Below are 13,890 nucleotides of genomic sequence, written 5' to 3' on the forward strand. Positions count from 1 at the left end.
TCTTCGAGGTTTGCGCTTGGCGCGTCTCATGGCTCTCTCTGCAATAGACGACGACTTCCTGTCACAGAATACGACGAATCGGGCCGGCGACGAGTTCCCTCGTGCGGTGCCGACCCGGTCACAGGGGTCCGGCACCGCACGACGACGCGACACCCGGGCGACGACGGCGCGAATACCGCGCCGAAGCCGTCGGCAGTGCTTGGCTGTTCTGGCAGACGGCCACATCGTGAGGAGCCTCGATGAGCGACACCACCGCTTTCCCCCTGCCCGGGCACGCCGGCACGCTGTCCGCCCGGTGCTGGGTCCACGACGACCCGCGGTACGTCGTGCTGCTGTGCCACGGCTACGGCGAGCACGCCGGCCGCTACGAATACGTGGCCACCCGACTGGTCGCCGACGGTGCCGTGGTCTACGCCGTCGACCACGCCGGGCACGGGCTCAGCGAGGGGGAACGCGTCCTGATCGAGGACTTCGAGAAGGTCGTGGACGACTTCCGTCTGCTCGACGTCAAGGCCCGCAGCGAGCACCCCGGCCTGCCGGTGGTGCTCGTCGGGCACTCCATGGGCGGGCTGATCGCCGCCCGCTACGCGCAGCGCTACGGTTCCGAACTGACCGCGGTGGTGCTGTCCGGCCCGGTGCTGGGCCGCTGGCCCGCCCTCGAGGCGATGCTCGCGGCGGAGGAGATCCCCGACGCACCCATCGACCCCGCGACGCTGTCGCGCAACCCGGAGGTGGGCCGCGCGTACGTGGACGATCCACTCGTCTGGCACGGCCCCTTCAAGCGGCCCACCGTCGAGGCACTGCAGCGTTGCCTCGACGCCGTCACCGGGGCAGGCACCGTCGGCGACGTGCCCGTCCTGTGGCTGCACGGCGAGGACGACCAGCTCGTCCCGCTCCCGGGCAGCCGCGAAGGCTGGGCCACGTTTGCCGGACCACGGTCGACGTCGAAGGTGTATCCCGGGGCACGGCACGAGATCTTCAACGAGACCAACCGTGACGACGTGCTCGACGACGTCGTCGATTTCGTGCGTGGGGTCCTTCCGGATCGGGGGTGATCCGAAAGGACACCACGGCGGCGCAGCCGCCTACTTGACCACGTTCACCATCTTGCCCGGTACGACGATCACCTTCCGCGGCGCGGCACCCTCGAGGAGGGCGGCGATCTTCTCGTCCGCGAGCGCCGCGGCCTCGATCGCCTCCCGGTCCGCGTCGGCCGGCACGGTGATACGGCTGCGCACCTTGCCGTTGACCTGGATCGGGTACTCGACCGTGTCCTCGACGAGCCACTTCTCGTCCGCCACCGGGAACGGACCGTGGGCCAGCGACTCGGTGCGCCCGAGCCGCGACCACAGCTCCTCGGCGAGGTGCGGGGCCACCGGGGCCAGCATGAGCACGAGCGGCTCCACCGCCGTCCGCGGCGCCCCGTCCGGGTACGCCTTGGTGAGGTGGTTGGTGTACTCGATCAGCTTGGCGATGGCGGTGTTGTCGCGCAGGCCCGCGTAGTCGTCGGACACGCCCGCGATCGCCTTGTTGAGGGCGCGCAGCGTCTCGTCGGTCGGCTCGGCGTCGGTGACCCGCAGCGCGCCGGTCTCCTCGTCGATCGCGGCCCGCCACACCCGCTGCAGGAACCGCTGCGCCCCGACGACGTCCTTCGTCGCCCACGGCCGGGACTGGTCCAGCGGGCCCATCGACATCTCGTACACACGCAGCGTATCGGCGCCGTAGTCGTCACAGATCTGGTCCGGCCCAACGGAATTCTTCAGGGACTTGCCCATCTTCCCGTACTCGCGGTGGACTTCCTCACCCCGGTGGAAGAACTTCCCGTCGCGCTCCTCGACCTCGTCGGCGGGCACGTACACGCCGCGCGAATCGGTGTACGCGTACGCCTGGATGTAGCCCTGGTTGAACAGGCGCCGGTACGGCTCGGACGAGGTGACGTAGCCGAGGTCGAACAGCACCTTGTGCCAGAACCGCGCGTACAGCAGGTGCAGCACGGCGTGCTCGACACCGCCGACGTACAGGTCGACCCCGCCGGGGTCGTGCGGGCCGTGGATCTGCGGGCGCGGACCGGTCCAGTACGCCTCGTTCTCCTTGGCGCAGAACTCGTCCGGGTTCGTCGGGTCGATGTAGCGAAGCTGGTACCACGAGCTGCCGGCCCACTGCGGCATGACGTTGGTGTCGCGGGTGTAGTGCTGCAGCCCGTCGCCGAGGTCGAGTTCGACGTTCACCCACTCGTCGGCCTTGGCCAGCGGGGGCGACGGCTCCGAGCTCGCGTCCTCGGGATCGAACGACACCGGCGCATAGTCCTCGACGTCCGGAAGTTCCACCGGCAGAGCAGATTCCGGCAGAGCGTGCGGGTTGCCGTCGGTGTCGTAGACGATGGGGAACGGCTCTCCCCAGTACCGCTGCCGGGCGAACAGCCAGTCCCGCAGCTTGTACTGGATGGTGCCGGTGCCCGCACCCGACTCCTCGAGCTTCGCGACGACCGCCTTCTTCGCGTCGGCGACGCTCAGCCCGTTGAGGTAGCCGGAGTTCACGAGCGCCCCGTCGCCGGTGTACGCCTCCTCCGAGATATCGCCGCCCGCAATCACTTCCACGATCGGCAGGCCGAACGCGGTGGCGAACTCCCAGTCGCGCTGATCGTGGCCGGGCACGGCCATGATCGCGCCCGTGCCGTACCCGGTGAGCACGTAGTCCGCGATGAACACGGGCAGCGACTGCCCGTTCACCGGGTTGACGGCGTAGGCGCCGAGGAAGACGCCGGTCTTCTCCTTGCTCTCCTGCCGCTCGAGATCGGACTTCGCGGCGATCGACGCCCGGTAGGCGGCGACTGCCTCGGCCGGGGTGGCGGCGCCACCGGTCCAGCGCTCGTCGACACCCTCCGGCCATGCAGAGGCGACGATCTCGTCGACGAGTGCGTGCTCGGGCGCCAGCGTGACGTAGGTCGCGCCGAACAGCGTGTCGGGGCGCGTGGTGAACACCTCGATCGTGGCATCCGGACGGCCGGCGGCGGATTCCCCGGCGCCTGGCTCGCCCCGGACGGCGAACGTCACCTGCGCCCCGTGCGAGCGCCCGATCCAGTTGCGCTGCATGGTCTTGACCTTCTCGGGCCAGTCCAGGTACTCGAGGTCGTCGATGAGGCGGTCGGAATAGGCGGTGATCCGCATCATCCACTGCTGCAGGTGCTTGCGGAACACCGGGAAATTGCCGCGCTCGGAGCGGCCCTCGGCGGTGACCTCCTCGTTGGCCAGCACCGTGCCCAGACCCGGGCACCAGTTGACGAGGGAGTCCGAGCGGTACACCAGCCGGTACTCGTCGAGGGCGGCGAGCCGCTCCGCCTTCGACAGCGACGCCCAGTCGCGTCCGTCCGCGAGCGCGCGGGTGCCGGCGTCGAGCTCGGCGGCGAGCTCGTCGATGCGGCGCGCCTTGTTCTGCTCCGGGTCGTACCAGGCGTTGTAGATCGTCAGGAAGATCCACTGGGTCCAGTGGTAGAAGTCGACGTCCGTCGTCGCGACCGAGCGGCGCTCGTCGTGGCCCAGCCCCAGCCGGCGCAGCTGCCGCTGCATGTTCTCGATGTTCGCCTCGGTCGTGGTGCGCGGGTGCGTGCCCGTCTGCACCGCGTACTGCTCGGCCGGCAGCCCGAACGCGTCGTAGCCCAGCGTGTGCAGGACGTTGTGGCCCAGCATGCGGTGGTACCGGGCGTACACGTCGGTGGCGATGTAGCCGAGGGGGTGACCCACGTGCAGGCCCGACCCGGACGGGTAGGGGAACATGTCCTGCACGAACAGCTTGTCCTCGGGAACGTCGCCGGCGAGCGGGCCGACCGGGTTCGGCGCGTTGAACGTGCCGCGCTCACGCCACAGATCCTGCCAACGCCGCTCGATCCGGCCGGCGAGATCGGCGGTGTATCGGTGTTGCGGGGTGGCGTCGGACGACGGTGTGGAGGGCTGCGCAGGACGAGTCACGGTGGTCGCTATCTACTTGGCTGACGTCATTTACCTCCGACCAGGGTAGAGCCTGGCCCGACCCGGCCCGACCAGCGGCTGTGCCTCCCACGTATCCTCGAGGGGTGCTGATCGTCGCCATCGTCTTGTTCGTGCTCGCTCTCGCCGTCGGCGGGATCGCCGTCGCCGGACTGACCGGGCGGCTGCCGCGTAACCGGTGGGCGGGCGTGCGCACCGCCGACGCCCTGCGCGACGAGACGACGTTTGCCCTGGCCAACAAGGTCGCCGCCCCCAGTCAGCTCGGTGCGGCAGGCCTGCTCGTCCTCGGCGGCGTGGGCGCGCTCGCGCTCGATACGGTCCCGGGTCTGATCGCCGTCGTGGGTGCCGTGATCGCGGCCTTCTTCACCGCCGGTGTGGGCGGCTCCATCGGCGCCCGCGTCGCGGCGGCCAGCGCACCGGCCGAGACCGCCGGGTGCGGCACGTCGTGCGGGGCGTGCAGCCTGCGCGGCGCCTGCGAGCCGACCGCCTGAGCGCAGCGCACGGCGCAGGGTGACCGCCTGAGCGCAGCGCACGGCGCAGGGTGACCGCCTGAGCGCAGCGCACGGCGCAGGGTGACCGCCTGAGCGCGGTTCCCTCCGGTCGAGAGGTTCTCAACCCCGCGTCCGGGGGAGATACTGACAGGGTGACTCCGGCACTGGCCGGTGCCCGGCTGAAGTCGACGATCCGCGACGCGGCCGCCGCGGCGACGGACTCCGCCGAGTTCCGGGAGGTGGTCCTGGACGCGATCCGCGCCCGGGTGCCGTACGACGGGGTCTGTCTGGCCACCATCGATCCCGCGGCTCTCGTCCCGACCACACTGACGACCCGCGGATACGAGGTTCCGCGGGCCTATGCGTCCGCCCTCGAGTTCGAGTACGGCGAGGACCCCCAACCGGGCCGGTTCGACTCGCTGCTGCACCGGGAGGTCCCCATCCGGACGCTCCGCGAGGTGACCGGCAACCGCGTCAGGAGCAGCCGGCAGTATGCCGAACTGCTCGCGCCCTACGGGATGCAGGACGAGGTACGCATGCTCTTCCGCGGCCGCGACGGAGCCTGCTGGGGCGCGTGCACGATGAGCAGGCGGCCCGGCCCGGAGTTCGCCGACGAGGAGCTCGAGACCCTGGGGACGGTGCTCACCGACATCGGGGAGGGGTTGCGCACCACCCTGTTCCGCGACGGCACCCGCACCCCCCACCCCGGCTCCGAGGGACCTGCCGTCGCGATCGTCGGCCCCGACGACGAGTTCGAGTCGATCACCGTCCCCGCACTCGAGTACTTCGAACGGCTCGGCTGGGGGCCGCCCGGCAGGCCCGTGCCCACCGCGCCCGCGGTGTCGGCAGCACTGTGGCTGCGGCGATCCGGGACGGATTCCGCGGTCTTGCGGGCCCGCACCCTCGACGGTGAGTGGGTCGTGATCCGCGTCGGGCGGTTCGACGGCGAGCACCCGCCACGGCGCGTGCTGATGACCGTGGAGCGGGCGCAACTCCCGGAGATCGTGAGCCTGGTCGCGGCAGCGCACGGGCTGACCCGGCGCGAGTCGGAGGTACTCACGCAGGTTCTCGCCGGCAGGACCCGTCACGAGATGGCCCGTGTCCTGGGCATCAGCCCGTACACGGTGCAGGATCACCTCAAGGCCGTGTTCGCCAAGACCGGCGTCAACAGCCGCGCGAGTCTCGTCGCCAAGCTGGCCCACACCGAGTACGCACCGCGCCTCGGTCAGCGCATCGGCCCCGACGGCTTCTTCACCGAACGACGTTTCCCGGAGCCGGCTTCGGCCCCGAAGAGCTGAACCGCGCGCCCCTCGGCGACTCGGCCTGCGAAGCTCATTCCCAGCGCCGCACGCGCCGGTAGCGCGGGTTCCACCAGAACCGGTGCACGAGCCGCAGCGGCACGGGCAGCTCGCTCAGCACGCGGCGGGCCTGCTCGGGGGTGGCCCCCTCGACGACGTACGGACCCAGCTGCGCGATGTCGCTGTAGGCCAGTTCCTTGACGGCGGCCTTGGACAGCGCCTGCCATTCCTGCGCGGTGATCACCTCCTTGATGAGCGGGAACGCGTCGCGCTCCTCGTGCGCGAGGTGCGACTGCAGCAGCGCCACGAGGTCGTCGATCCGATGCGGCACCTGCCGCGGGCCGTGCTCCCGGTCGTCGAACGCCTCCTCCAGTGCGGCGAGCGTGGGATCGATGAGGGAGTGCTCGGCCTCCATGTCGTCGAGCACCGCGAGGTCGTCGGGGCGGTCCGCGAGCTTGCGGCGCATCAGCGGCCAGATGTGGGTGTCCTCGATCCGGTGATGGTGGTGCAGTTCCCGGCTGAAGCCGCGCCACCCGACGAGCAGGGCGTCGTGCGTCTCGTCGTTCTCGGTGCCGTAGGTCTGGGCCACGTGCGCCAGGCGCGTGGCGTCGCGGCGGAACGCGGCGTGCAGCAGCGTCATCACGTCCATGTCGTCGTCGGTCAATGCAGTGGACTTGGTGGTGGTCATGTCGTCGACCTCGATCCCGTCGTGCTCGAACCCTTGCTTTCGAGCGTGCGACCGGCGAGGGCGGCGCTCAATCCCACATTCGGGGGAGATCGGGAGGCGGGCGGCGGCGGTTCGCCGTTCCCTACGCTGGGCCCGTGACCACCCGCCGCGTGATCGACCCCGCCGGGGCCCTGTTCGGGCTGGGGCTGCCCCTCGTCGCCGCCGGGGCGGCGCTGCTGCTGCCGCGACTGTGGGAGTCGCGCCTGCCCCCGCGGATCGCCACGCACTGGTCCGGGTCGGCACCGGACGGATTCTCGGACCCGGCGTCGTTCTCGTGGACGATGGCGCTGGTGATCCTGCTGGTCGGCGGCGGCTGCAGCGCGATCGCGGCGCTGGCCCCCGCAATGCTGATGATGCGGCGCTACATGCTGGTGCTCGGTCTCGGGGTGACCGGCCTGCTGTTCACCCTGTGCGCGACGGTGCTCGTGGGCCAACTGGACGCGCCGGCCGAACGGGCGCAGCTGCCGATGTGGAGCATCGGGGCGGGCGTCGCGCTCGGCGTCGCCGTCGGGATACTCGGGGCGTCGCTGCTGCGGGACCACCGGGTCCGGCGATCCGCCGTCGCCCGCCCCGATCCGGCGCTGCCGCGCGGCCCGGTCGAGCTGCCGATCGTCGAGCAGGTCGGCACCGGAACGCGCACCACCCTCGTGCTCGCGGCGCTGGTCCTGGCCCCCGCGGTCCTCGTGTGCGGCGCGGCGCGCAGTTGGTGGCCGCTGGCGATCTTCCTGCCGGTCGCCGTGCTCGTGCTGAGCCTGCTGCGGTTCCGCGTCGTCGTCGACGACACGGGCGTGCGGGTGCGGAACCTCGGGATGACCGCGGTGGACTACGGTCTCGACGAGATCGTCGGCGCGAAGGTCGCTCACGTGCGTCCCTTCCAGGACTGGGGCGGGTGGGGACTGCGCGCCAAGGGCCGGGGCCGGTACGGCCTCGTCACGATCACCGGTCCCGCGCTGGTGGTCACCGTCGCCGGAGGACAGGAGTTCACCGTCACCGCGTCGCAGGCCGAGCGCATGGCCGGCGCGCTCAACACCCTCGCCGATCGTCGCTGATCGGTGCGATCCGAGGACGCGGGCTACGCGAACAGCCCGCGCGTACGCGGCTGATCCGGTCTAATGGGAGCGATTGCCGACGAGTACGGAGGCCGACGTGAGCCATCGGAAGCAGTTGCACCCAGACGGAGTCCTCGAACCGGCGTACACCGGGCGCATCGACAGTGAGCCGGTTCCGGCGCTGCGGCTGCCGAAGCACTCGATGGATCCGGGGGAGGCGTACCGGTACATCCACGACGAGCTGATGCTCGACGGCAGTTCGCGGCTGAATCTCGCCACCTTCGTCACCACGTGGATGGAGCCGCAGGCCGATGTGCTCATGGCCGAGACGTTCGACAAGAATCTCATCGACAAGGACGAGTACCCGGCGACCTCGGCGATCGAGGAACGCTGCGTGGCGATGGTCGCCGACCTGTTCCACGCGCCGGGACTGTCCGACGTCGATCCGGCGTCCGCGACGGGTGTGTCCACGATCGGCTCGAGCGAAGCGGTGATGCTCGCGGGCCTGGCGCTCAAGTGGCGCTGGCGGGCCCGGCGGCAGGCGGCGGGCGAGGACACCTCACGTCCGAATCTGGTGCTGGGCAGCAATGTTCAGGTGGTGTGGGAGAAGTTCTGCCGCTACTTCGACGTGGAGGCGAGGTACCTGCCGATGGAACCCGGCCGCTACGTGATCACCCCCGAGCAGGTGCGGGAGGCGTTGGACGAGAACACGATCGGTGTCGTCGCGATCCTCGGCACCACGTACACCGGTGAGCTCGAACCGGTGGCCGAGATCGCCGGGATGCTCGACGACGTGGCCGACGCGGACGGTCCCGACGTGCCGCTGCACGTCGACGCGGCGAGCGGCGGATTCGTCGTGCCGTTCCTGCATCCGGAACTGGAGTGGGACTTCCGGGTGCCGCGGGTGGTGTCGATCAACGTCAGCGGGCACAAGTACGGCCTGACCTACCCTGGCATCGGGTTCGTGGTGTGGCGCGACAAGGAGTATCTGCCCGAGGACCTGGTCTTCCGGGTCAACTACCTCGGCGGGGACATGCCGACCTTCACCCTGAACTTCTCCCGGCCCGGGAACCAGATAGTCGGCCAGTACTACAACTTCCTGCGGCTCGGCCGCGACGGGTACCGCCGGGTGATGAAGACGCTACGGTCCACCGCGAGCCGGCTGGCCGAGCAGATCGCCGGGATCGAGGGGATGCGCCTGATCTCCGACGGCACCGCCATCCCGGTGATCGCGTTCGAGCTCACCGGGGATCCGGGCTTCACCGTGTTCGACGTCTCGCACGAGCTGCGGACGCACGGCTGGCAGGTGCCGGCCTACACGATGCCGGCCGACGCCCAGGACGTGGCAGTCCTGCGGATCGTGGTCCGGGAGGGGTTCAGCGCCGACCTCGCGCGGCAGCTGTTCGCCGACCTCGAGCGGGTGTGCGCCGAGTTGCGCAAGGAGGGACCGCTCCGGCACTCCAGCGAGCAGCACTTCGCGCACTGACCGCCGGGTCGCTCAGTTCCGTTCGACCTCGATGGGGTGGGTGGCCAGCAATGCGAGCGGTAGCGGCTGCCGGCGCAGCACCCGCGCCCACAGGTCGACTCGCGGCGGTCCGAGGATGTCCTGGGGGAGGGCGGAGATGACCATCCAGTCGTCGTTGCGGAGCTCGCCATCGAGCTGACCGGCGCTCCACCCGGCGTAGCCGGCGAAGATGCGGATGCCTTCCACGAGCGGGCCGATGACGGCCGGGTCGGAGTCGAGGTCGATCATGACCACCCGCCCGTCGATCCGGCGCACCCCCGGCACGCCCTCGACGGAGACGCCGACGCGCAGCGTGCCCAGGCACAGGGCCGAGTCGCGCCGGACGGGGCCGCCGACGTAGAGCGCCTTCGGATCGGCGCTCAGCGCCGTCCATTGCGGCAGCACGGCCTGGACCGCGGTGTCGCTGGTGCGGTTGAGCACCACGCCGAGGCTGCCCACGTCGCCGTGCTCGATGATGTAGACGACCGTTCGCCGGAAGGTCGGCTCGACGAGGTCGGTGGCCGACACGAGCAGGGTTCCGGGCCGGACGGCCGGTGTCGCCGGTGCCGTGCGGTCCTCGGGTTCGTCCTGATGCTGCGCCACCCCGACATCATCCCACCGTCGCCGACGGCGCGTGGCGGCAAGGCGGGGGAGTTGTTCAGGACAGCCCGACGGTCTCGGCGAGCACCGCGAGGTGATGGTCGAACAGCTGCCCGGGGTCGGTGAAGGTGTCGGTGCCGTACTGGCCGAAGACCTCGAAGTTCACGGCCCCGAACAGGGCGGCCCAGACCAGCACGCCGCGCGCGATGACGGCGTCGGGAACGCCGGTGCCGAGTTCGGCGCGGATCCGGCCCAGGTCGGCGGTGAGGGTGTCCGGCACGGCGACGGTGGTGGGGATGTGGAGGGTGCCGGCGGCGTGGGCGTCGTCGAGGATGCGGACGAGCCGGACGACGACGCGGGTGCCCGGACCCGTGGTCCGCTCGGCGGGGGCGTGGTAGCCGGGGACCGGGCTGCCGAACAGCAGGGCATAGCGCGCGGGGTCGCGCAGCGCCCAGGCGCGCACCGCGTGGCCGAGCACCCGGAACTGCTCGGCGTGGGCGTCCGCGGCGACGTCGGCGAGCGCGCCGTCGACCGTGTCGGCGAGTTCGGTGTAGCCGTCGACGACGAGGAGGGTGAGCAGTTCGTCGCGGCTCGCGACGTAGCGGTACACCGCCGAGGAGACGACGCCGAGGTCGCGGGCGACGGCGCGCAGGGACAGCGCGGCGGCGCCGTGGGTGGCGAGGTGTTCGCGGCCGATCCGCAGGATGTCTGCCATCGTCTGCTGCCGGGCGCGGGCGCGGGGGGTTCCGGTCATGTCCCTCACCCTGCCAGATGTGCGAGCACCGTCAACAACAGTGAGCAGTGCTCTTGACTTTGCCCACCCGGGGGCGCATCGTGGTGTCAGACAGAGAGCAGTGCTCACATTTCGAAGGAGCTGACCACCATGTCGAATCTGCAGGTCGTCACCGGAGCCGGGCCCGTCGGCTGGACCGTCGCCGAACAACTCGCCGACCGGGGCCACCGCGTCCGCGTCCTCACCCGGTCCGGCAACGGCCCCGAGCACCCGCTCGTCGAACGCCGCCGGGTCGACGTCTCCGATCCCGCCCGGCTCGGCCCCGCGCTCGAGGGTGCCGGTGCCGTGTACCACTGCATCCACGGCTCGGCCTACCGCGCCGACACCTGGGAGCGCGAACTGCCGGCGGCGGAGAGCACGGTCCTCGAGGCGGCCGGGCGCACGGGCGCGGTGGTGGTCTTCCCCGAGAGCCTGTACTCCTACAGCGAACCGGACCGGGTCATGACCGAGGACTCGCCGCGCGCGAGCACCACCGGCAAGCGGGGCGTGCGGGCCCGGCTGCTGGACCGCCGCGCCGAAAGCGCCACCCCGACGGTGAGCGTGGTCGCGTCCGACTTCTTCGGCCCCCACGCCCGCACCGCCCACGCGGGCGAGCGGATGGTGCCGGCCATCCTGGCCGGGCGCAGCCCCCGCGTGCTCGGCTCACCCGACGTGCCGCACTCGTTCACGTACGTGCCGGACCTGGCCGCCGCCATGATCGCGGCCGCGGCGAATCCCGCGGTGTGGAACCGGGTCCTGCACGCTCCCACCGGTCCGGCCGGCACGCAGCGCGACCTCGTCGCCGCGTTCGCCGCGGCCGCGCAGGTGCCGGCTCCGAAGGTCGGCACGATTCCCACCTGGATGCTGCGCGGCGCCGCGCTGGTCAACCGCGACGCCCGCGAACTGACCGAGATGCTCTACCAGTTCACCGATCCGTTCGTCATGGACTCCGCGTACAGCGAGGAACTCCTCGGCCTACGCCCGACGCCGCTGCCCGAGGCCGCGGCCGCGACGGTGCGATGGTGGCGCGAGCGGTGACACTCACTTCCCGGTCTGGGAGGCGGCCGCCCGCTCGTCGAGGTCCGCGAGCGTGATCGGGTGCCGCGGGGGCTCGTCGACGACGACGGTGCGGGTGACCCGGAGCTCGCCGTCGACGTGCAGCAGCTCCCCGCAGCGCAGGTCCGACCAGCCCGGATCCTCGTCCATGCGCTCGCTGGCGACCACGACCGCCGGGTGCCGTGCCAGGTGGCCCGAGCGCACCCGGACCGTGCCGGCCTCGCTGGCATGCTCGAGATGGCGGCCGCCGTGCGGGCCGCCGGCGGGACGCTCGAGGACGAACAGGTCGTGGGTGTCCGGATAACGCAGCGCCCACAACTGCGTCGCGGTCGTGAGCACGACGTTCAACGCGTAGACGGGCAGATTCTCGGCGGCCCACCGGACCGCGGCGGTCAGCCCCGCGCCGACGTCGCCGCCGTGCTCGTCGATGCGACGGGTGACGAGCGCGAAGAAGCGCTCCGAGTCCGTCTCGCCCGTCACCAGGTCGCGGTACGGGCCGAGCTCGGCCTCGAGCCGCGGCAGATCGCCGAGGACGCCGTTGTGGGCGAACAGCCGCCCGCGCTGCTCGAACGGGTGCGTGTTGCCCACGTCCAGGCCTCCCGTCGAGGCGAACCGGATGTGTGCGAGGAACGTCTGCGAACGCCGCTCCTTCGCCTCCGTGGCGAACGCGCGGTCCTCGTACGCCGCCAGCGGCTGCTTCTCCACCACCGGGCGGCCGTCGTCGGTGAACGTCCCGAGCCCGGTGCCGTCCGGTTCACGCCGGCTCTGCCGGGCGAGCGAATCCGATGCGTCGAGCAGCCAGAAGGTGGCGTGCACCCGGTGCGGCGCGGCGGTCAACCCGAACAGTCGGCACATGACGGGACGTCCCCTCTTCCGGAAGTTGCCGGTTGCGCCGAGGGTAGGCCGGAAAACCTCGCCGGGGAGGCGGAACCGTCGTCGCGGGGCGACCCCGCACCGGACGGATAGTGTCGGACACTGTGCGGGAGTCGAGACGGCAGGCGTGGCGATCCACTGCGACGGCTCTGCGCCGATCGCCGGGACTGGCGCGGCTGACGGTCGTCCGCTTCGCCAGCCAGTTCGGGGACGGACTGTTCCAGGCCGCCCTCGGTGGGGCGATCCTGTTCAATCCGGAGCGCCAGACCGATCCCGCCGCGATCGCCGCGGGATTCGCGGTGTTGCTGCTGCCCTACTCGGTGGTCGGGCCGTTCGCCGGCGCGCTGCTCGACCGCTGGGACCGCCGGCTGGTGCTGCTCGCCGCCAATGCCCTGCGCGGCGTGCTCATCCTCGCCATGTCGGCGCTGCCCCTCACCGGCGGTGGATCCACCGCGCTGCTGCTGCTCGCGCTCGCCGCCGTCGGCGTCAGTCGCTTCGTGCTCGCCGGGGTGTCGGCGTCCCTCCCGCACGTCGTGCGCCAATCATGGCTCGTACCGGTCAATTCCGTGCTCGCGACGGTAGGATCGGGGATCTCTGCCCTCGGGGCGGGCATCGCGGTCACCACGATCGGCCTCGTCGGGGAAGGCGACTTCGGCTCCGGGGTGGCGGTGGCGCTCGGCGTCTCCGGCTCCGTGGTCGCCGCGCTCGCCGCCGGCGGCTTCGCCCGTCATGCGCTCGGTCCCGACCGTGCCGTGCTGCGCCACCCGATCCGGGCCGTCGCCGCCGGTCTGCACACCGGTGCCACGGCGGTGTGGGAGGCACCGGGGGTCACGGTCGCGATGATCGGTATCGGTGCGCACCGCATCGTGTTCGGCATCGACACACTCATCATGGTGCTGGTGCTGCGCGACGCCGACGGGGCCACGCTGCCGGGCGGGCTCGTCGGGTTCGGCGTCGCCGTGGGCGCCACCGCCACCGGGATGCTCGTCGCGGCGGTCGCCGCCCCGCTCGTCATCCCGCGCCTCGGCCGGCCCCGCACCGTCGTCACGGCACTGATCTGCGCGGGCGTCGTCCAGCTCGTCCTCGTCACCGGGTTCGACGAGACGGGACTGCTCGTCGCCGCGTTCCTACTGGGTCTCGTCGGTCAGACCATCAAGCTCACCGGGGACGCCGCGATGCAGATCGAGATCGACGACGCCCGTCGCGGGCAGGTCTTCGCCCTGCAGGACACCGTGTTCAACATGGCGTTCCTCGCGGCGATCGTCGCGGGCGCCCTGGTCGTCGCGCCCGACGGCCGCAGCCCGGCGCTCGCGCTCGCCGGGGTGGCGGTGTACGTCGCCGGTCTGGTCGCGGCGACGACGATCCGGCGGCTCCGCATGTGAGTCTCCGCGGTTTCGGGCGCCGGATTTGTTAGGTTCTCCGGGGCATTTCCCCGAGTATCCGGAGGAGAACGCGATGGCACGCAGGCACCGCACGCCGCTGGCTGTTCTCGCCCTGGTCTCGTCGATCCTGCCGCTGTTCGCGCTGCCCGCCCAGG

The 13,890-nt window shown here is 71.4% G+C and carries 12 protein-coding genes; 7 read left to right on the forward strand and 5 right to left on the reverse strand.

What is annotated here, in order from left to right; genetic code table 11:
• Positions 1 to 239: 239 nt before the first annotated feature.
• The gene (locus G6039_RS28040; RefSeq protein WP_029546772.1) at positions 240 to 1,055 is read left to right on the forward strand and encodes an alpha/beta hydrolase; all 816 of its coding nucleotides are present in this window, start codon (positions 240 to 242) and stop codon (positions 1,053 to 1,055) included.
• 30 nt (positions 1,056 to 1,085) lie between these two features.
• Here G6039_RS28040 and leuS read toward each other — a convergent pair whose 3' ends face one another.
• Positions 1,086 to 3,965, reverse strand: coding sequence for a leucine--tRNA ligase (gene leuS, locus G6039_RS28045; RefSeq protein WP_043799134.1), 2,880 nt, complete (start codon positions 3,963 to 3,965; stop codon positions 1,086 to 1,088).
• Positions 3,966 to 4,069: 104 nt separating this feature from the next.
• Here leuS and G6039_RS28050 point away from each other — a divergent pair, with 104 nt between their 5' ends.
• Both G6039_RS28050 and G6039_RS28055 read left to right on the forward strand, forming a co-directional pair.
• Positions 4,070 to 4,474 (forward strand): SdpI family protein, encoded by a 405-nt coding sequence (locus G6039_RS28050; protein WP_006934385.1) that lies wholly within the window; start codon positions 4,070 to 4,072, stop codon positions 4,472 to 4,474.
• Between the two features lie 152 nt (positions 4,475 to 4,626).
• Positions 4,627 to 5,772 (forward strand): response regulator transcription factor, encoded by a 1,146-nt coding sequence (locus G6039_RS28055; RefSeq protein ID WP_006934387.1) that lies wholly within the window; start codon positions 4,627 to 4,629, stop codon positions 5,770 to 5,772.
• A gap of 34 nt (positions 5,773 to 5,806) precedes the next feature.
• Here G6039_RS28055 and G6039_RS28060 read toward each other — a convergent pair whose 3' ends face one another.
• Positions 5,807 to 6,460 carry a hemerythrin domain-containing protein gene (locus G6039_RS28060; protein WP_006934393.1) on the reverse strand — a complete coding sequence of 218 codons (654 nt, stop codon included), beginning with the start codon at positions 6,458 to 6,460 and terminating at the stop codon, positions 5,807 to 5,809.
• Positions 6,461 to 6,594: 134 nt separating this feature from the next.
• On the opposite strand from G6039_RS28060, the gene G6039_RS28065 reads away from it, so the two are divergent.
• Positions 6,595 to 7,548: a hypothetical protein gene (locus tag G6039_RS28065; RefSeq protein WP_043799131.1), complete on the forward strand. Its 954-nt coding sequence runs from the start codon at positions 6,595 to 6,597 to the stop codon at positions 7,546 to 7,548.
• Positions 7,549 to 7,645: 97 nt separating this feature from the next.
• On the forward strand, positions 7,646 to 9,034 hold the full coding sequence (gene gad, locus G6039_RS28070) for a glutamate decarboxylase (RefSeq protein ID WP_051446039.1): 1,389 nt from the start codon (positions 7,646 to 7,648) through the stop codon (positions 9,032 to 9,034).
• A gap of 12 nt (positions 9,035 to 9,046) precedes the next feature.
• Here the strand turns inward: gad and G6039_RS28075 are convergent, their stop codons facing one another.
• The gene (locus G6039_RS28075) at positions 9,047 to 9,655 is read right to left on the reverse strand and encodes a YqgE/AlgH family protein (protein ID WP_006934398.1); all 609 of its coding nucleotides are present in this window, start codon (positions 9,653 to 9,655) and stop codon (positions 9,047 to 9,049) included.
• A gap of 55 nt (positions 9,656 to 9,710) precedes the next feature.
• Positions 9,711 to 10,406, reverse strand: coding sequence for a TetR/AcrR family transcriptional regulator (locus tag G6039_RS28080; protein WP_043799129.1), 696 nt, complete (start codon positions 10,404 to 10,406; stop codon positions 9,711 to 9,713).
• Positions 10,407 to 10,535: 129 nt separating this feature from the next.
• Here G6039_RS28080 and G6039_RS28085 point away from each other — a divergent pair, with 129 nt between their 5' ends.
• On the forward strand, positions 10,536 to 11,462 hold the full coding sequence (locus G6039_RS28085) for an NAD-dependent epimerase/dehydratase family protein (protein WP_029546779.1): 927 nt from the start codon (positions 10,536 to 10,538) through the stop codon (positions 11,460 to 11,462).
• A 3-nt stretch (positions 11,463 to 11,465) separates the two neighbouring features.
• Here G6039_RS28085 and G6039_RS28090 read toward each other — a convergent pair whose 3' ends face one another.
• The gene (locus G6039_RS28090) at positions 11,466 to 12,335 is read right to left on the reverse strand and encodes a class II glutamine amidotransferase (RefSeq protein WP_006934404.1); all 870 of its coding nucleotides are present in this window, start codon (positions 12,333 to 12,335) and stop codon (positions 11,466 to 11,468) included.
• A gap of 122 nt (positions 12,336 to 12,457) precedes the next feature.
• Here G6039_RS28090 and G6039_RS28095 point away from each other — a divergent pair, with 122 nt between their 5' ends.
• Positions 12,458 to 13,735 carry an MFS transporter gene (locus G6039_RS28095; protein ID WP_043799126.1) on the forward strand — a complete coding sequence of 426 codons (1,278 nt, stop codon included), beginning with the start codon at positions 12,458 to 12,460 and terminating at the stop codon, positions 13,733 to 13,735.
• Positions 13,736 to 13,890 lie beyond the last annotated feature (155 nt).

Source organism: Rhodococcus aetherivorans (assembly GCF_011058165.1).
Lineage (GTDB): Bacteria > Actinomycetota > Actinomycetes > Mycobacteriales > Mycobacteriaceae > Rhodococcus > Rhodococcus aetherivorans.